Origin of the sequence: Bradyrhizobium sp. CSS354, from assembly GCF_029051725.1 — a bacterium.
Classification (GTDB): domain Bacteria; phylum Pseudomonadota; class Alphaproteobacteria; order Rhizobiales; family Xanthobacteraceae; genus Bradyrhizobium.
Genome location: NZ_JAACFU010000043.1, coordinates 1 through 18,268, shown reverse-complemented (window position 1 = coordinate 18,268; position 18,268 = coordinate 1). Strand labels below are relative to the sequence as shown.

Sequence of the window (18,268 nt, the reverse complement as noted above, 5' to 3'; positions counted from 1 at the left end):
TGGCATCGTCCAACGCATCGACGATCCTACGCAATCGGTCGAGATCCTTGAACAACGCCAGGTGATCGTGATGCAAGGTCAACCCCTGCTCTGCGGTAATGCGGGGCCCGCCGCTGCCGAGGGCCGGTCTCTTGTGGCTGCGCCTGCGCGACGACGAGCGGCGGCGCGCTTTGCGCATGCGATGCGGAGCTTGCGAATTGCATCGCGGTCAGAGCCGTGGTGGCAAGCAGCACGAAACGAAGGTTGGTCATGATGGTGAACTTCCCCGGAAGGTTCTTTGACGAAGTGTTGGGATGAACAGCTACGCGTTAGGCCGGATTGTGGCGGGCGAAGCGGACGCGGCCCGATTTATTTCTGCACGCAAATCACCTCACTATGGTGACGTTCATTGCGCATTCAGACGCAGGTTGCAATTGCCTCGGATGTGATGCGTCGCCTCATGCGCGATCCCGCGGCGGACTTGCGTCCGTCGCGGGATTCGGCGTGAGCGGGCCGTTCGGTCCGCGTGATGGAATCTCTTCAGGCATGCGGCCCGGCAATTCGTCGGGCGGTGCTGGCGAGCCGGGCTCGCGCACCGGCGGCGCGATTTCAGGCTGCGGATTGCCGGGCGGAATCCCCGGCGGCGGCTCGGTCGGCGTGCCCGGCGTTGACGGCGGAATCTCGGGCGGCTCGATCGGCATTACATGGAGACCTTGCGGTTGTCGCCGAGATCGGGCCGCGTGTTCGTCACTGCCGCGGCCGCCATCTTCACATAGGAGATCACGGTGCCCGGCGAGTCCCAAAACTCGGCATCGTCAGGCGTGACCTTGAGCACGCGGATGTTGGGATCTTCCGCAGAATCCCACCACGCTTTGGCGGGTGTCGAGAACAGCTCCTTGATCTTCGCACGGTCGTTGGAGACGACGGCGGTGCCCGTCAGCGACACGTATTTCTGGCTGCCCGCATCCGCGAACGACAGGTTGATGGACGGATTGCGCGCGATCTCCTCGTCCTTGTGACGCCGCGCGTCGGTGAGGAAATAGATCGTGTCCGCGTTGCGATCGAGATAGGCGCTCATCGGCCGCGCCCGGAGCTTGTCGCCATCGCGCGTCACCAGCATCGCAAATCCGATCGACTTCATCAGATCCCATACGCGGTCGACGTCGCGGGCATTGTCGTTGGCCATGTCGTGCTCCTTCTTGCAAGGGACGACAACGGCTCGCGCGGAACGAGGTTCCGGCCGAAGGATGGAACTTATCTATTCCGGCGCGTGGCAAACCGCCTCGATGTTGTGGCCGTCAGGATCGAGCACGAAGGCGCCGTAATAGGTCGGATGATAATGCGCCCGGATGCCGGGCGGCCCGTTGTCGCGCCCGCCCGCCGCCATCGCCGCCTTGTAGAACGCGTCCACCGTGGCGCGGTCCTTTGCCAGGATCGCGACATGCACCGGCTTGTTCAGCGCGCCCTCGCCGCCGATCCAGAAATCCGGCTTGCCGTCGGCGCCGAAGCCGGCGGCCGGATCGTGTCCGGTCTGCTCCTGCGTGACCTCCATGATCAGGCTGTAGCCGAGCGGCGCCAATGCCTTGGCGTAGAACGCCTTGGCGAGCTCATAGTCGGAGACTGGGAAGCCCATATGGTCGATCATCGTAACCTCCGTCGTTCGTCGTCAGCGCGACAGGAACGTATTGCTCCGCGTCTTGCGCGCGACCACAAAGCCACGCGCGACCATGTCAGCGATACAATCTTCCCGCCATTCCTTGTGTGACAGATGCTCGATCACCACCGCGCGCGGCCATAGCGATTGCGGCGCGTCGCGGAAGAAGCCGATCAGCACGCGATCCTCGAAGCCCTCGACGTCGATCTTCAACGCGTCCACCTTGGTGACGCCGGCCTCGTCGAGAATGCGCGTCAACCGCAGCGAGGGCACCTTGATGGCCTCCGCGCTGGCCGTACCGGTGACGATGTGGGTGGCGCCGAGATTGCCGCCGCCGCTCTCGATCATCAGCTCGCCGTCGGTGTCGCCGGCGGCCGCCTGCACCAGACGCACCTGCGTCGCTTTCGATGCGGCTTGGTTGAACGAGAGCCGTCCAAAGGTCATCGGATGCGGCTCGATGGCGACCACTTTGCCCGATGGGCCGACCTGTCGCGCCATCACCAGCGCGAATGTGCCGACATTGGCGCCGACGTCGACGAACACGCCGCCCTCCGGAGTGTGCTGGCGCAGGAAGTCGAGCTCGTCGAGATTATAGTCGGGATTGAACAGCGCGCCGCGCTCGGTCGCGCTGCCCTGGTGATAGAAGCGAAACGATGCACCCTGGTATTGCACGTCGACGGGACCGCCGCGCAGCAGGTTCACCAGCCGCGACATCCATGGCCGGAACGCGCCGCGCTTCAGCCCCGATTGTGTCGCGAGGCGAATGATCGCGGCCTGCGCCGCGTTCGGCGCAAACGCGCCGAATGGCGCGGACGGAGGGGCATTGTCGGTCGTCAAGCGGGAGTCCTCATTGCAAGCGGCGCATGCATAGCCGGTTTTGCCGGGGACTCCAACGCTACGGGAGAAGAATGTAGCCCGGATGGAGCGCAGCGTAATCCGGGGGTCTTGCCGCGCGGACAGACTTTCCCGGATTGCGCTGCGCTCCATCCGGGCTACAGGTCACGCCGCCTTTTTCGGCGCCTTGCGCTGGCGCAGGAAGCGGCCGAGCAGCTTGCGCTTGCCCTTGCGCGGGATCAGGTCGATGTCGCTGACGAGTTTTGCGCCGCCCTTGCGGCGCTCCAGCACGATCTTGCGGCTGTGGAAGGCTTCCAGCTCGACACGATGCGCGACGCTGACGATGGTGGCCTTCGGCAGCTCGTCGGTGACCATCTTCATCATCTTGTCCTGGCTCTTCTCGTCGAGCGCCGAGGTCGCCTCGTCGAGCACGACGATATCAGGGTTGTGCAGCAAGAGCCGCGCGAAGGCGAGGCGCTGCTTCTCGCCACCGGACAGGGTCTGGTCCCACGGTGCTTCTTCCTCGATCTTCTCCTTGAGATGGTCGAGACCGACCTTGTGTAGGGCCTCACCGATCTCCTCCACGGTCCAGTCGTCTTCCGCGCCGGGATAGGCGACCGCACGGCGCAGGGAGCCGGAGGGCACGTAGGGTCGCTGAGGCAGCATGAACAGCCGCCGGTCGGGACGGAAATTGACGCTGCCGCCGCCCCATGGCCAGAGCCCGGCGATGGCGCGCACCAGCGTGCTCTTGCCGGTGCCGGATTCGCCGGCAACCAGCAGCCGCTCGCCAGGCTCAACCACCACCTCGGTCTCGCCGACCACGGCCGTGCCGTCGTCAAGCGTGACGGAAAGGTCCGTCAGCTCCAGCATGGCGTTGTTGCTGGTCTCGCCGCGCTTGATACGGCCGAGGCCGTCACCCTGCTCGGCGCGCTCAAGGCCGTCGAGCGACATCATCAGCGAGGCTATGCGGCGCGCGCAGGCATTCCAGTCGGCGAGCCGCGGATAATTGTCGACCAGCCAGCCGAACGCGCTCTGCACGATGGTGAAGGCGGAAGCCGCCTGCATCACCTGCCCCAGCGTCATGCTGCCGTCGAGGAATTTTGGCGCGCAGAGCAGCAGCGGCACGACCGGCGCAACGAGGCTCGATCCCTGCGACACCAGCGTGGTGCGCATGTGCTGACCCGCGAGCCGCGCCCATTGCCGCAGTACATTGGTGAAATTGCGGTCGATGCCGTCGCGCTCTTCGTCCTCGCCGCCGAGCAGCGCGATGCTCTCGCCGTTCTCGCGCACGCGCGTCAGCGTGTAGCGGAAATCGGCCTCGGCCTGGTTCTTGTCCTCGGAGACCTGCACGAATTGGCGGCCGATCACCAGGATCGAGCCCGATGCGATTCCCGCATAAAGCATCGCGGCGATCACCAGGAAGCCGGGAATGGTCACCGACGATCCCGCAAGCGTGACGGTGAGTGCCCCGCCGATGGTCCAGAGCACGACGATGAAGGTCGCGGCCGACAGCAGCGCGGACGTCACGCCGGCGAGAAAATCCACCGGCGAATCGGTCGCGACGCGCAGATCCTCCGCGATCCGGTATTCCGGATTCTTGTGGTCGCCGCTGACGAGATTGAGCTGGTAATAGCGGCCGTTGCCGAGCCAGCGCGTCAGCACGCTTGCCGTCAGCCACGCCCGCCAGCGCCGCTGGATGCCCATGCGCGCGAACACCTGCGCCACGCCGAGCACGATGCTGCCGATCGTGAGCGGGAAGAACACCGCGGTGAGATGGAAGACGGTGGACGCCTCGCGCTTCTCGATCGCGTCGAAAATCGCCCGATTCCAGACATTGATTCCGTATTGAAAGCCGACAGTCAGGACGATCAGTACGCCGAGGCCGATGGAATAAAGCCACGCCAGCCGGTCGCCGTTGCGGCCCCAGAAGCCGCGGGCGCTGATCCAGAAGCGGGTGAGGAGATAGTCCTTGCGGGCCTGTTCGGCCTCTTCCGGGGACAGCTCCGGATCGGGCTCGACCAGCTCGGGCGGCGGCGGGGCCACTTCCTCGCCGGCCTCGCCGACGATTTCGACGATGGGCGGCTTCTTGCTCTTTTCGCGCTTTGCGGCCGGCTTTTGCATGACCGGATAACGCAAGAGAAATCAAAAGGTTCCCGCGGGTTCCCAGTGCCGGATCATTCGGCGGCGCCGTCGCGCACCCGGCGCAGCCGTGCGACCCGGTGCAGCACGCGCGACAGCTGATCGATCGCATAGGGCTTCTGCACGATCTCGAAATCGATCTTGCCGTCCTGGGACGGCGCCTCGCTGTAGCCGGTGGTCAGCACGACCGGCACGCCGATGCCGCGGTCGCGGACCGCCTGCGCGAGATCGAGCCCAGTCATATCAGGCATCACGATGTCCGAGAAAACGACATCGAAGCGATCGGAATCCATGACCAGCTCGGCGAGGGCGTCGGTTGCATTGTCGACCAGTGTGATGCTGTAGCCGAGCTCGGTGAGGCCGTCCGCTGCGAAATTGGCGAGCTCGATGTTGTCCTCGACCAGCAGCACTGACATGCCGCTGCCGGCTATGGCGGGGGCCGTGTTCGGTGCCTGCCGTTGCGGCAGCAAATGCGGCGCCACGCGCGGCAGAAAGAGCGAGAAGGTGCTGCCGTGGCCTACCTTGCTGGTGACCGTCACCTCGCCGCCGGATTGCCGGGCGAAGCCGAACACCTGCGACAGGCCTAGACCGGTGCCCTGGCCGACCTGCTTGGTGGTGAAGAACGGCTCGAAGATGCGCTCCAGCCGCGCAGCCGGAATGCCGATGCCGGTGTCGCTGACGGCAATGCCGACGAAGCCGTGTTTGCCAGGAAGGTCTTGGGTGCCTGAAAGATCAGGGTTGCCTGAGACGGGAGCCCGCGTGTCCGCAATGGTCGCCGCGGCCTCGACGTTGAAGACGATCCTGCCCTTGCCGTGCATGGCATCGCGCGCATTGGTCGCCATGTTGATCAACGCCGTCTCGAACTGGCTTGCATCGGCGTTGACGAGGCAGGGCTCGGCCGGTAGCCGCATCGCGATTTCGATTGCGGGTCCGAGCAGCGTCGCGAGCATGTCGTGCAGCGACTGCATTCGCGCGCCGACGTCGAACACCTCCGGCTTCAAGGTCTGGCGCCGTGCAAAGGCGAGCAGCTGCGAGGTCAGCTTGGCCGCGCGCCCGACCGCGTCCGCGATGGCGGTGATGTAGCGCTGGCGGCGCTCCTCGCTCAGCTGCGGCCGGTTCAGCAGGTCGACGGAGGCGCGGATCACGGTCAGAAGGTTGTTGAAGTCGTGTGCGACGCCGCCGGTGAGCTGCCCGAGTGCCTCCAGGCGCTGGCTGTGCTTGAGCGCCTCCTCGGCTTCGCGCCGCGCGGCGGCCTCGGCCTGGAGATGCTGGGTGCGCCGGAACGCGAACGCCAGCAGCAGAAACAGCAGCGCGGTGGCGGGAATGCCGAACACCAGATGCTGGCCCATGGTGGCGAACCAGCGCGCGCGGATCGCCGATGTCTCCAAGCCCGCGCTGACATAGATCGGGTATTCGGCGATGCGTCGGTAGCCGATGCGGCGCTCGACCTCGTCCGATGGCCAGGCGATGGTGATGAGGCCATGCTCGGGCTGAGCTGCGATGCTCTGGCCGACCGGCCCGTTAGGATCGAGCCTGATGTCGCGATCGAGCCGCGGAAGATGCGCCAGCACCACGCCGTCGGTGCGTCCCATCGCGAGGAAGCTGCCGGGATCGGAGCCGATCCTGGCGTAAAAGTTCTCGAAATATTCCGGCAGGACGGAGGCCTGGATCACGCCGATGAAGCTGCCGTCATCGGAGCTGCGGCGACGGCTGACCCCGAAGAACCGCGCACCCTGATAAGGCTGGCGCGGCGTCAGGGGAACACCGATGTAGCTGCCGATGGTCTGATCGACATGGGCCGCAAAGTAGTCACGGTCCGCAAAGCTCTGCGCCGGCGGCGGCGAGGCCAGGCTGTTGACCAGCGACTTTCCGTCCGCATCGAATATCCATGCCGATTTGAGCTGCGGCAGCGAATCGGTCAGCTGCTTCAGGCGGCGGTGCAGGGCCGGTTCGCGCGAGCGGATGATTTCGTCGGGCATGCCGCGCACCACCTCGTTGATCTCGGCGAGGCTGCGGTCGATGGTCTCGAACACCTTGAGCGCATGCTCATGCGCGACATCGAGGGTGCGCTGGATCTCGCGGTCGGCGATATCTTTTGTCGAGGTGTAGGAGATCGAGGCGGCGATTGCGAACAGCGCAATCGGCAGCACCAGGGACGCAGCCATCATCCACTGCAGCAATCTCAGCGAATTGCGTTGTGCGCCCTGCACGGTCGCTCCGGTCCCACGCCGGAGAGCTTACTTGAATTTCGCGCCGGGAAGGAAGCGGCTTGTAGCTGGAACCAGAGGTTGCAATCCGCCGGCTTGCCCGTGCAGGGGCGGAGGCAAAATCTACTCGAACAGGAGCCTGCCGTAGAATGCCCCGGCCGTGCCGACCGGGGACTCGCAGCATGAATGACGCCTAGATCTGCCGCTCGACCATCTTGAGCTTGAGCTCGGCGATGGCTTCCGCCGGGTTGAGGCCCTTCGGGCAGGCCTTGGCGCAATTCATGATGGTGTGGCAGCGGTAGAGGCGGAACGGGTCCTCGAGATTGTCGAGCCGCTCGCCGGTCGCTTCATCCCGCGAATCCGACACCCAGCGGTTGGCCTGGAGCAGCGCGGCGGGACCGAGATAGCGCTCGCTGTTCCACCAATAGCTCGGGCACGAGGTCGAGCAGCAGGCGCAGAGAATGCACTCGTAGAGGCCGTCGAGCTTCTCGCGGTCCTCGTGGCTCTGCTTCCATTCCTTTTGCGGCGTCGGCGAGGTCGTCTTCAGCCACGGCTCGACCGAAGCGTACTGCGCATAGAAATTGGTGAGATCGGGGATGAGGTCCTTCACGACGGGCTGGTGCGGCAGCGGATTGATCTTCACCGCGCCGTCCTTCACGTCGTGCATCGAGCGGGTGCAGGCCAGCGTGTTCTGGCCGTCGATGTTCATCGCGCAGGAGCCGCAGACGCCTTCGCGGCAGGAGCGGCGGAAGGTCAGCGACGGGTCGATGTTGTTCTTGATCCAGATCAGGCCGTCCAGCACCATCGGCCCGCAATCCTGGGTGTCGACGTAATAGGTGTCGACGCTCGGATTCTTCCCGTCGTCGGGGTTCCAGCGGTAGACGCGGAATTCGCGAGTTTCAGTCGCGCCCGCGGGCTTCGGCCAGGTCTTGCCGCCTGAAATCTTGGAGTTCTTCGGAAGTGCGAATTCAACCATTTCGATAAAGCTTTCGCTGTTCGCTCAGGACACGCGCGCCGTTTAGTAAACGCGAGCTTTCGGCGGAATGTACTGCACGTCGTTGGTCATGGTGTAGTCGTGAACCGGGCGGTACTCGATCTTGACCTTGCCGGAATCTTCCAGCCAAGCCAGCGTGTGCTTCATCCAGTTCTTGTCGTCGCGGTCGGAGAAGTCCTCGCGGGCATGCGCGCCGCGGCTCTCGGTGCGGTTGGCGGCCGAGTTCATCGTCACCACCGCCTGCGCGATCAGATTGTCGAATTCGAGCGTCTCGATCAGGTCGGAATTCCACACCAGCGAGCGGTCGGACACGGCGATGTCGGTGATGCCGCTGTGGACCTTCTCGATCAGGTTCTGGCCTTCGCTCAGGATGTCGCCGGTGCGGAACACCGCGCAATTGTTCTGCATCACGTGCTGCATGCCTTCGCGCAGCTTCGCGGTCGGCGTGCCGCCGGAGGCGTAGCGGTAGTGGTCGAGCCGGCCGAGCGCCAGATCGGACGAGTTCGCCGGCAACTCCGGCTGGCTGGCGTTCGGCGTGAGCTTCTCGGCGAGGCGCAGCGCCGCGGCGCGGCCGAACACGACGAGGTCGATCAGCGAGTTGGAGCCGAGGCGGTTGGCGCCGTGCACGGAGACGCAGGCGGCTTCGCCGATCGCCATCAGGCCGGGGATGATGGCGTTGTCGTCGCCGTCCTTCTTGGTCAGGACTTCGCCGTGATAGTTCGTCGGGATGCCGCCCATGTTGTAGTGCACGGTCGGCACGATCGGGATCGGCTCGCGCGTCACGTCGACATTGGCGAAGATCTTTGCGGATTCCGAGATGCCCGGCAGGCGCTCGGCCAGCACGGCGGGATCGAGATGGTCGAGATGAAGGAAGATGTGGTCCTTCTTCTTGCCGACGCCGCGCCCCTCCCGGATCTCGATGGTCATCGCGCGCGAGACGACGTCACGCGAGGCCAGATCCTTCGCGGAGGGCGCATAGCGCTCCATGAAGCGCTCGCCCTCGGAGTTGACGAGATAGCCGCCTTCGCCGCGCGCGCCTTCGGTGACGAGACAACCCGAGCCGTAGATGCCGGTCGGGTGGAACTGCACGAACTCCATGTCCTGCATCGGCAGGCCGGCGCGCAGCACCATGCCGCCGCCATCGCCCGTGCAAGTGTGCGCCGAGGTGCAGGACGCATAGGCGCGGCCATAGCCGCCGGTCGCCAGGATAACGGTTTGGGCGCGGAAGCGGTGCAGCGTGCCGTCGTCGAGCTTGAGCGCGATGACGCCGCGGCAGGTGCCCTGGTCGTCCATGATCAGGTCGATGGCAAAGAACTCGATGAAGAACTCGGCCGCGTGGCGCAGCGACTGGCCGTACATCGTGTGCAGCATGGCATGGCCGGTGCGGTCGGCGGCGGCGCAGGTGCGCTGCGCCTGGCCCTTGCCGTAGTCCAGCGTCATGCCGCCGAACGGGCGCTGGTAGATCTTGCCGTCTTCGGTGCGCGAGAACGGCACGCCCCAATGCTCGAGCTCGTAGACCGCCTCGGGCGCGTTGCGCACCATGTATTCGATCGCGTCCTGGTCGCCCAACCAGTCGGACCCCTTTACGGTGTCGTACATGTGCCAGCGCCAGTCGTCCTTGTGCATGTTGCCGAGGGACGCCGAGATGCCGCCCTGCGCCGCGACGGTGTGCGAGCGGGTCGGAAACACCTTTGTGATGCAGGCGGTCCGAAGACCGGCTTCGCTGCAGCCGACCACGGCGCGCAGGCCCGCGCCGCCGGCGCCGACCACGACGACGTCATAGGTGTGGTCTTCGATCGGATAGGCTTTGCCGTTGGTGGCGGGAGCGCCGTTGCCCTTGCCATTCGTGTCTGTGGCCATGGCTTAGACTCCGGAGGAAAGTTTCAGGATCGCGTAGGTCGAGGCCAGCGCCACGGCGAACGAGAAGAAGTTGTTGAGCATGATCGAGATGAGCTTCAGCTTCTCGTTATGGATGTAGTCCTCGATCACGACCTGCATGCCGATCTTCATGTGCCAGGCGCTGGCGAAGATGAAGAGCAGCAGGATCACCGCGATTGGCAGCGAGCCGAGGATCTGTGCGGCGCCGGCCTGGTTGCGACCGAGCAGCATCATCACAATCACGATCACGGGGATCATCAGCAGCGTCATGGCGACGCCGGTGATGCGCTGGCGCCAGAAATCGGACGTGCCCGAATGCGCCGCGCCGAGATTGCGGACGCGACCGAGCGGGGTGCGCATGGAGGAGCCCTTCGGAGAGCCGTGGGATTCGTCGAAACTCATCGTCCGCCTCCGATCGCGTAGGCGATGATCCAGACGAGGACCGTGAGCACGATGCCGCCGATCAACGCGCCCCAGGTCAACGCCTCGCGCTCATTGGCCTTGAAGCCGTAGCCGAGGTCCCAGACGAAATGCCGGATGCCGCTGAGCATGTGGTGCATCAGCGCCCAGGTGTAGCCGAATACGATCAGCCGGCCGATGATGCTGCCGGTGAAGGCCTGGACGTGGCCATAGGCGGCGGGGCCGGAGGCCGCCGCAATCAGCCACCAGGCCAGCAGCAGCGTCCCGGCGTAGAGGGCAATTCCGGTGGCGCGATGGACGATGGAGAGCGCCATCGTCAGGGTCCAACGGTAGGTCTGAATGTGCGGCGAAAGCGGTCGTTCGATCCGTGCGGTCATGGGCTTCAATTGCTTTACTGCGGCCCAGCATGGGGCGCGCGGGGATCGCGAAAGGTCGGCTCTATTTACGGAGTCGATTTCACCTGCGCAATCACCAAATCGCCATCAATCGAACCTGGGTTCAGCTCTAGGCCCTTGATGTAACAAGGCCAATCAGCGGCTTGGTATACCAGGGCGATGGCGCACCGACGAAAGAAAGAACTTAAATTCATCTTTTGTACGAGAGCCGAGACGCGTTGAAATTACTATTGGAACGGCTCTAAGCCGCCGCGGGCCGGCCAGGGTTCGAACCAGTCGGTTCATGACGCTCGAACCGGCAGCGATAGTGGGCGAGCAATCGCCAATTTCCGCCAAGTGCACCGATTTTTCGCGAGACGGGCGGATATGCGCAGCCTGCATCCCACCCCAAAACGGCAACCCACCGGTCGACCCGACAAATCAGATCGCCTAGAGCATTGCGGCCAGCTGTCCGAGCGATGCATCGGAGGAGTTGCGAGCCATCGCCGGGGCAGGTCAGGGGTGATTGCAGGACTTGATATCAAGGAGATCGTCGAACTCGCGCTGCTGCTGATCGCAACGGGCGCGCTCTCCGGATTTTTAGCCGGCGTGTTCGGCATCGGCGGCGGCGCGATTCTGGTGCCGGTGTTCTACGAGTGCTTCCGCATCGCCGGTGTGCCGCTCGAGGTGCGGATGCCGCTCTGTATCGGCACTTCGCTCGCCGTCATCATTCCGACCTCGATCCGTTCGTTCCAGGCGCATTACAAGCGCGGCGCCGTGGATCTTGCGATCCTGCGGGTCTGGGGGCTGCCGATCCTGATCGGCGTCGTCGCCGGCAGCGTGGTCGCGCGCTACGCGCCGGAGCGGCTGTTCAAGATCGTGTTCGTCGCCGTCGCCTGGTCGGCCGCGGTGCGGCTGATCTTCGCGCGCGAGAGCTGGAAGCTCGGCGATGACTTGCCAAAGGGGCCGCTGATGCGATTCTACGGTTTCTGCGTCGGCATTCTGTCGACCTTGATGGGCATCGGTGGTGGCCTGTTTTCGAATCTGCTGATGACGTTCTATGGCCGTCCGATCCATCAAGCAGTGGCGACCTCGTCGGCGCTCGCGGTGCTGATCTCGATCCCCGGCGCGCTCGGCTACATCTACGCCGGCTGGCCTGCGGCGGCGCACTATCCAGGCGTTGCAGCCCTGCAAGTCCCGTTCGCGCTTGGCTACGTCTCGTTGATCGGCGCGGTCCTGGTAATGCCGATGAGCCTCGTGACCGCGCCGCTTGGCGTGAGAGCCGCGCACGCGATGTCGAAGCGGACGCTGGAAATGGCGTTCGGGTGTTATCTGTTTATCGTCGGCAGCCGGTTTGTGCTGAGTTTGTTAGGCGGGCAGTGAGCGCCCCAAACTCCGTCATTGCGAGCGAAGCGAAGCAATCCAGGAGTCCTTCCGCAGCGGCAGTCTGGATTGCTTCGTCGCAAGAGCTCCTCGCAATGACGACGGGAGTGCTGCGAACAACAGCCCCTACTTCTTCGCGTAGAGATCCTTGTACGTATCCCGCAGCACGTTCTTCTGCACCTTGCCCATGGTGTTGCGCGGCAGCTCGTCGACCACGAAGACGCGTTTGGGCATCTTGAACTTGGCCAGTCGGCCGTCGAGTGCCTTCAGCACCGCCGCCTCGGTCACATCCGCGCCCTTGTTGCAGACCAGCACGGCCGTGACGCCCTCGCCGAAATCGGCGTGGGGCACCCCGATCACGGCGGATTCGATCACGCCTGGCATGGCGTCGATCTCGGTCTCGATTTCTTTCGGGTAGACGTTGAAGCCGCCGGAGATGACGAGATCCTTGCCGCGGCCGAGAATGTGGACGTAGCCCTTGGCGTCGATCTTGCCGAGGTCGCCGGTGATGAAGAAGCCGTCGTCGCGGAATTCCGCCTTGGTCTTCTCCGGCATGCGCCAATAGCCTTTAAATACGTTCGGGCCCTTGACCTCGATCATGCCGATCTCGTCGCGCCGCAATTCCTTGGCGGTCTCAGGATCTGTGACACGCACGGAGACGCCGGGAAGGGGAAAGCCGACTGCGCCGGGCACGCGCTCGCCGTCATAGGGGTTCGAGGTGTTCATGTTGGTCTCGGTCATGCCGTAACGCTCGAGCACGGCATGCCCCGTCCGCGCCGACCATTCGCGATGGGTTTCGGCCAGCAGCGGTGCGGAGCCGGAAATGAACAGCCGCATGTGTTGCGTGGTCTCGCGCGACAGCGCGGCGTTCTGGAGCAGGCGGGTATAGAACGTCGGTACGCCCATCAGCACCGTGGCGCGCGCCATCAGCTTGATGATCAGATCCGGGTCGAGCTTCGGCAGGAAGATCATCGACGCCCGCGCAAACAGCGTCACGTTGGTCGCCACGAACAGGCCGTGGGTGTGGTAGATCGGCAGTGCGTGGATCAGCACGTCCTTGTCGGTGAAACGCCAGAAGCCGACCAGCGAGAGCGAGTTCGACGCCAGATTGTCGTGGGTCAGCATCGCGCCCTTGGAGCGGCCGGTGGTGCCCGACGTGTAGAGGATCGCGGCGAGATCGTCGTTTGCGCGCGACACCGTGGTGAATTTGCTGCTTGCGTTATCGGCGGCTTCCGTCAGCGAGCCCTTGCCGTCAGGTCCGAGCGTCTCGACTTTTGCTTTCACCTTGGCGGTGATCGGGGCAAGCCCTTCCGCCTTGGCGGGGTCGCAGACCACCAGCGAGGGCTCGGCGTCGCCGATGAAATAGTCGAGCTCGTTCAGCGTATAGGCGGTGTTGAGCGGCAGGTAGACCGCGCCGGCCCGCACCGTCGCCAGATACAGCACGATGTTGGCCACGGATTTCTCGACCTGAACCGCAACGCGGTCGCCGGGCTTCACGCCGCGCGCGACCAGCACATTGGCCATCTGTCCGGCCCGGGCGATCAGGTCGCCATAGCTGATGCGCTCGCCGTCATGCGTCTCGATCGCGAGGCGCTTCGGATCGTCGAGGCCGTCGAACAGGCGGGAAAACAAATTGGCGTTGGCAGCTTGGTTCATGCAGGATTTCCTCGACCGCAAGGATTGACCGCAAGGCTCATAAGCAAGGCTCGTCAGACAAGGCCGGTCAAAACCGAGGGCTGGATTAGCAAAAACCGCCCCGATGAAGCAACGGAGACAGTTTGCATGACCAAAAACGGGAAACGCGTGGCCTGGGTGACAGGCGGGGGCAGCGGGATCGGGGAGGCCGGCGCCGAGGCGCTGGCGGCCGACGGCTGGACGGTGGTGGTCTCCGGCCGGCGCAAGGACGCCCTGGATACCGTGGTCGCGAAGATCACCGGGGCGGGCGGGGCCGCCGAGGCCATCGCGCTGGACGTATCGGTCGCCGCCGCGGCCCAGAAGGCGGCCGATCAAATCGTCGCGAAGCACGGCCGGATCGACCTGCTGGTCAACAATGCCGGCATCAATGTCCCCAAGCGCAGCTGGAAGGACATGGAACTGGAGGGCTGGGACCAACTGGTCCAGGTCAATCTCAACGGAGTGCTCTATTGCTTGCGCGCAGTGCTGCCGACGATGCGCAAGCAGCAGGACGGCTCCATCATCAACGTCTCATCCTGGGCCGGCCGCCACGTCTCGAAAATGCCGGGCCCGGCCTACACCACGACAAAGCATGCGGTTCTGGCGCTGACCCATTCCTTTAACATGGACGAGTGCGTCAACGGCCTGCGTGCCTGCTGCCTGATGCCGGGCGAGGTGGCGACCCCGATCCTGAAGTTGCGCCCGGTGGTGCCGAGCGAGGAGGAGCAGGCCAGGATGCTGCAATCCGAAGATCTCGGCCGCACCATCGCGTTCATCGCAAGCATGCCGGCGCGGGTGTGCATCAACGAGCTCTTGATCAGCCCGACGCATAATCGCGGATTTATCCAGACGCCGCACAACAGGGATTGAGGTGTAGCGCGCTGCCGCAATCTCTCCTCGTCGTCCCGGGGCGCGACGAAGTCGCGAGCCCGGGACCCATAACCACAGGGAAAAGTTGTCGCGCTAGACGGTCACTCCGAGTCTTCGCCAAATGTCTCCCTGTGGTTATGGGTCCCGGATCGTCGCTTCGCTTGTACGGGACGACAGCGGAGTGTGTGGTGCGCTCGCCTCACCCCACGAGCAAACCCGCACTTAGTTTCAAGCATCACAAAGAAGTTTAATCCGAAACCGCTTCGCAAACCCTCCCGTAATTCGAGCCAACGACGTCGCTGCTGCTTCACGCTCACAGGTCGCAGCCACCGTTGTTGCCCAACCAAACGCCGGTGACCGCCGGTCACCATCCAATCGGGAGACTCTCCATGTCGAAGCGCATTGCCTATCTTACCGCTGCAGCTTTCAGCGCGCTGGCCATCACCGCGACCGTCGTCGCGCCCGTTCGCGCCGAGGAAAAGACCGTCATGGTCGGCGGCGCCGCGATGTTCCCGTCCAAGAACATCGTCCAGAACGCGGTCAACTCGAAGGACCACACCACGCTGGTGGCGGCGGTGAAGGCGGCCGGCCTGGTGCCGACGCTGGAAGGCAAGGGCCCTTTCACGGTGTTCGCGCCGACGAACGCCGCGTTCGGCAAGCTGCCGGCCGGCACCGTCGACACCCTGGTCAAGCCTGAGAACAAGGCGACGCTGACCAAGATCCTCACCTATCATGTCGTGCCCGGCAAGCTCGAGGCTTCCGACCTCACGGACGGCAAGAAGATGAAGACCGCCGAAGGCGAGGAGCTGACGGTGAAGAAGATGGACGGCAAGGTCTGGATCGTCGATGCCAAGGGCGGCACCTCGATGGTCACCATCTCCAACGTCAACCAGTCGAACGGTGTGATCCATGTGGTCGACACCGTGCTGATGCCGGCGACGTAACACCGCGCCGTCCGGCTTCATCCCCGTGCCGGATGCGACGAAATGGCGAGCCGGGGGCACCCGGCTCGCTTTATTGTGACCACGATAGACCGCCGGTATGGATTCGATGCCGGGCAGGGCGTAACGAAAGCGGAAGCATCGGCGTATAATTGCCGTCAGACGATGTTCAGGACGGAACCATCATGTCGAGCCTTACTGTGACCGACGAGCAGGTCAGCGCCACCCCGGCCAAGGTGATCCAGCCGGCCTGGGTCCGGGTCATGCACTGGATCAACGCCCTCGCCATGATCCTGATGATCCTGTCGGGTTGGCAGATCTACAACGCCTCGCCGCTGTTCGGTTTCAGCTTTCCGCGCGAGTACACGCTCGGCGGCTGGCTCGGCGGCGGCCTGCTCTGGCACTTCGCGGCGATGTGGCTCTTGATGATCAACGGCCTCGCTTATCTCATCACCGGCTTTGCCACCGGCCGCTTCCGGAAAAAACTGCTGCCGATCACCCCGTCCGGCGTGCTCCACGATGTCAGGGCTGCGCTGACCTTCAAGCTCGGCCATGCCGATCTCACCGTCTACAATTACGTCCAGCGCGTGCTTTATGCCGGCATCATCTTGGTCGGCGTGCTCATCGTGCTGTCGGGCCTTGGGATGTGGAAGCCGGTGCAATTGCACTGGCTCGTGAGCCTGTTCGGCGACTATCCGACCGCGCGCTACATCCATTTCTTCTGCATGGCCGCGATCTGCGCCTTCCTCGTCATTCACGTTTTACTCGCGCTGCTGGTGCCGAAGAGCCTGCGTGCGATGATCATCGGCCGCTAGAGCGGAGCAAGAACCATGGCCAAGCGCTCATTCCTGATCCCCGGCGTCGACAAGCGGCTGCTGATCAAGGACTCCATCAAGACGATGCCCGACGTCAGCCGCCGCCGCTTCATCGCGGGCGGCGCCAGCTTGGGGGCCCTGACGCTGCTCACCGGCTGCGACGTGATCGACTCCTCCTCCGCCGAGGAGATGCTGAAGAGTGTCTCGAAGTTCAACGATGCCGTGCAGGATTTCATCTTCAATCCGGACGCGCTGGCGCCGACGTTTCCCGAGAGCGCGATCACAAAACCGTTTCCGTTCAACGCCTATTACGATCTCGACGACGCGCCCGAAGTCGACGGTGCCGACTGGAAGCTCGAAGTCCGCGGTCTCGTCGACAACAAGAAGTCGTGGACGCTTCCGGAATTGTACAAGCTGCCGCAGGTCACGCAGATCACGCGTCACATCTGCGTCGAGGGCTGGAGCGCGATCGGCAGCTGGACCGGCACGCCGATGCGCGACTTCCTCAAGCTGATCGGCGCCGACACCCGCGCCAAATACGTCTGGTTCCAGTGTGCCGATAAGGACGGCTACAACTCTCCGCTCGACATGCGCACTGCGCTGCATCCGCAGACCCAGATGACGTTCAAATACGCCGGCGAAATCCTGCCGCGCGCGTATGGGTTTCCAATGAAGATCCGCGTGCCGACCAAGCTCGGCTTCAAGAACCCGAAATACGTGGTGTCGATGGAAGTTACCAACGACTACAAGGGCGGCTATTGGGAAGACCAGGGGTACAATTCGTTCAGTGGGAGCTAGCTCCGCGAGTTAACCTGATCGTCGTCCCGGCGAAGGCCGGGACCCATAACCACAGGGAGAAGTTTGGCGAGGTTTCGTAGTGAAGCGTCCTCCCACTGTACTCTCGCCTGCACCCATCGATAGATCACGCGGTATGGGTCCCGGCCTTCGCCGGGACGACACCCGCTATATAGCCGGCCCCACCTTCCGCTGACACAGCGCCGCCACTGCGCCCAGCGCCAGCAGCGCCGCCGAGACGTTCAGCGCGTAACTCAAGCTCCCCAGCGCGTCCGTGATCGCGCCGACCACGATCGGCCCCAGTGTCTGGCCAACACCGAACGAGATCGTCATCGCCGCGATCGCGGTCGGCCACACCTCGGGCGGATAGTTGAAGCGCACGAAAGCGGTGGTCGAGCCGACCACGGCGAAGAAGGCGACGCCGAACACGACGGCTGACACCGCGAGCCATGCCGGCGAATGCCCGAGCATCGGCAGGGCGGCGCCGAGCGCGTTGGTGCCGAGGATGATGGCGGTGGCCAGTCCGCCGCGATCGAGCGCGAGCACGCGGCGCCAGGCCCACGGCGTGACGAAGGCGCTTAAGCCGATCAGGCTCCAGAACGCGGCCTGCGCCGCGGCACCGCCGCCGCCGTCGCGCACATAGGCGATCATGAAGGTCATGTAGGCGATGTAGCCCGCGCCGAACAGGAAGTAGCCGGCGAGATAGATCAGCACCGGAAGAATCTCGAAGGCGCCGTGGCTGCCTTGCGAGAAACGCACTCCGCTCTCGATGCGGACCAGGAACAGCGGCACGGTCATGACGACGGACAGCAGCGTCATCGCCCACCACACCATCCACCACGAGCCCGGCCCGAAATATTGCAGCGTGAACGGGGCGATCAGCCCGGAGGCGAGAATGCCGATGCCAGGCCCGGCATAGAACAGGCTGAGCAGGAAATTGGCCCGCTCCGGCCGCGACTGCGCGATGGAAGCGGCCAGCGCGCCGCCGGCGACGAAGCCGGCTGCGGCGCCAACGCCCAGCACGAGACGCGCCAGGCTCAGCGCAACGAAATTCCCGGTCAGCGCGCAAGTCGCGAGCGCCGCGACGCAGGCCAGGGTTCCGCCGCGGATCGCGGCCGACCAGCCGACCCGTTCGATCAACCGGGATGCCACCAGGGCGCCGACGAGGTAGCCGACCGCGTTGATGGTGTTCATGAAACCGGCCGCCGAGTAGGACCAGCCGAGGTCCTCCCGCATGTCCGGCAGCACCAGGGCATAGGCAAAGCGGCCGATGCCGAGCCCGACCGTCGCAGCCAGCGACAGGGTCAGGAT

At 64.4% G+C, this 18,268-nt stretch carries 17 protein-coding genes; 5 read left to right on the top strand and 12 right to left on the bottom strand.

Going from position 1 to position 18,268, the window contains the following annotated elements:
- Positions 1-437: 437 nt before the first annotated feature.
- The 10 genes from GWG67_RS37870 to sdhC all read right to left on the bottom strand — a co-directional run bounded on the left by GWG67_RS37870 (position 438) and on the right by sdhC (position 10,482).
- Positions 438-680, bottom strand: coding sequence for a hypothetical protein (locus tag GWG67_RS37870; RefSeq protein ID WP_007604217.1), 243 nt, complete (start codon positions 678-680; stop codon positions 438-440).
- Complete coding sequence (locus GWG67_RS37865; protein WP_275174740.1) at positions 680-1,165, bottom strand: pyridoxamine 5'-phosphate oxidase family protein; 486 nt, start codon at positions 1,163-1,165, stop codon at positions 680-682. The genes GWG67_RS37870 and GWG67_RS37865 overlap by 1 nt, the downstream gene beginning before the upstream one ends.
- A gap of 72 nt (positions 1,166-1,237) precedes the next feature.
- On the bottom strand, positions 1,238-1,624 hold the full coding sequence (locus GWG67_RS37860; RefSeq protein WP_275174739.1) for a VOC family protein: 387 nt from the start codon (positions 1,622-1,624) through the stop codon (positions 1,238-1,240).
- 21 nt (positions 1,625-1,645) lie between these two features.
- The gene (locus GWG67_RS37855) at positions 1,646-2,470 is read right to left on the bottom strand and encodes an FkbM family methyltransferase (RefSeq protein ID WP_275174738.1); all 825 of its coding nucleotides are present in this window, start codon (positions 2,468-2,470) and stop codon (positions 1,646-1,648) included.
- A 162-nt stretch (positions 2,471-2,632) separates the two neighbouring features.
- Positions 2,633-4,588, bottom strand: coding sequence for an ABC transporter ATP-binding protein/permease (locus GWG67_RS37850; RefSeq protein WP_275174737.1), 1,956 nt, complete (start codon positions 4,586-4,588; stop codon positions 2,633-2,635).
- A 53-nt stretch (positions 4,589-4,641) separates the two neighbouring features.
- Positions 4,642-6,816 (bottom strand): hybrid sensor histidine kinase/response regulator, encoded by a 2,175-nt coding sequence (locus GWG67_RS37845; protein WP_275174736.1) that lies wholly within the window; start codon positions 6,814-6,816, stop codon positions 4,642-4,644.
- A 190-nt stretch (positions 6,817-7,006) separates the two neighbouring features.
- Positions 7,007-7,789, bottom strand: a complete 783-nt coding sequence (locus GWG67_RS37840; RefSeq protein ID WP_027514948.1) for a succinate dehydrogenase iron-sulfur subunit — start codon at positions 7,787-7,789, stop codon at positions 7,007-7,009.
- Positions 7,790-7,831: 42 nt separating this feature from the next.
- On the bottom strand, positions 7,832-9,667 hold the full coding sequence (sdhA, locus tag GWG67_RS37835) for a succinate dehydrogenase flavoprotein subunit (RefSeq protein ID WP_275174735.1): 1,836 nt from the start codon (positions 9,665-9,667) through the stop codon (positions 7,832-7,834).
- 3 nt (positions 9,668-9,670) lie between these two features.
- The gene (sdhD, locus tag GWG67_RS37830) at positions 9,671-10,087 is read right to left on the bottom strand and encodes a succinate dehydrogenase, hydrophobic membrane anchor protein (protein WP_275174734.1); all 417 of its coding nucleotides are present in this window, start codon (positions 10,085-10,087) and stop codon (positions 9,671-9,673) included.
- Entirely contained in the window at positions 10,084-10,482 is a 399-nt protein-coding gene (gene sdhC, locus GWG67_RS37825; protein WP_275174733.1) for a succinate dehydrogenase, cytochrome b556 subunit, read from the bottom strand. Before sdhC ends, sdhD begins: the two co-directional genes overlap by 4 nt.
- 519 nt (positions 10,483-11,001) lie before the next feature.
- Between sdhC and GWG67_RS37820 the strand changes: the two genes are divergently transcribed.
- Positions 11,002-11,862: a sulfite exporter TauE/SafE family protein gene (locus GWG67_RS37820; protein WP_275174732.1), complete on the top strand. Its 861-nt coding sequence runs from the start codon at positions 11,002-11,004 to the stop codon at positions 11,860-11,862.
- A gap of 126 nt (positions 11,863-11,988) precedes the next feature.
- On the opposite strand, the gene GWG67_RS37815 is transcribed toward GWG67_RS37820, so the two are convergent.
- Positions 11,989-13,518: a malonyl-CoA synthase gene (locus GWG67_RS37815; RefSeq protein ID WP_275174731.1), complete on the bottom strand. Its 1,530-nt coding sequence runs from the start codon at positions 13,516-13,518 to the stop codon at positions 11,989-11,991.
- Positions 13,519-13,644: 126 nt separating this feature from the next.
- Between GWG67_RS37815 and GWG67_RS37810 the strand changes: the two genes are divergently transcribed.
- From GWG67_RS37810 to GWG67_RS37795, 4 genes are all read left to right on the top strand, one after another.
- Entirely contained in the window at positions 13,645-14,406 is a 762-nt protein-coding gene (locus GWG67_RS37810) for an SDR family oxidoreductase (protein ID WP_275174730.1), read from the top strand.
- A gap of 389 nt (positions 14,407-14,795) precedes the next feature.
- Complete coding sequence (locus tag GWG67_RS37805; protein WP_275174729.1) at positions 14,796-15,350, top strand: fasciclin domain-containing protein; 555 nt, start codon at positions 14,796-14,798, stop codon at positions 15,348-15,350.
- 182 nt (positions 15,351-15,532) lie between these two features.
- On the top strand, positions 15,533-16,162 hold the full coding sequence (locus GWG67_RS37800; protein ID WP_275174728.1) for a cytochrome b/b6 domain-containing protein: 630 nt from the start codon (positions 15,533-15,535) through the stop codon (positions 16,160-16,162).
- Positions 16,163-16,177: 15 nt separating this feature from the next.
- Positions 16,178-16,960 (top strand): molybdopterin-dependent oxidoreductase, encoded by a 783-nt coding sequence (locus tag GWG67_RS37795; protein ID WP_275174727.1) that lies wholly within the window; start codon positions 16,178-16,180, stop codon positions 16,958-16,960.
- 165 nt (positions 16,961-17,125) lie between these two features.
- Here the strand turns inward: GWG67_RS37795 and GWG67_RS37790 are convergent.
- A partial coding sequence (locus GWG67_RS37790) for a YbfB/YjiJ family MFS transporter (RefSeq protein WP_275174726.1) occupies positions 17,126-18,268 on the bottom strand: 1,143 nt, incomplete at its 5' end.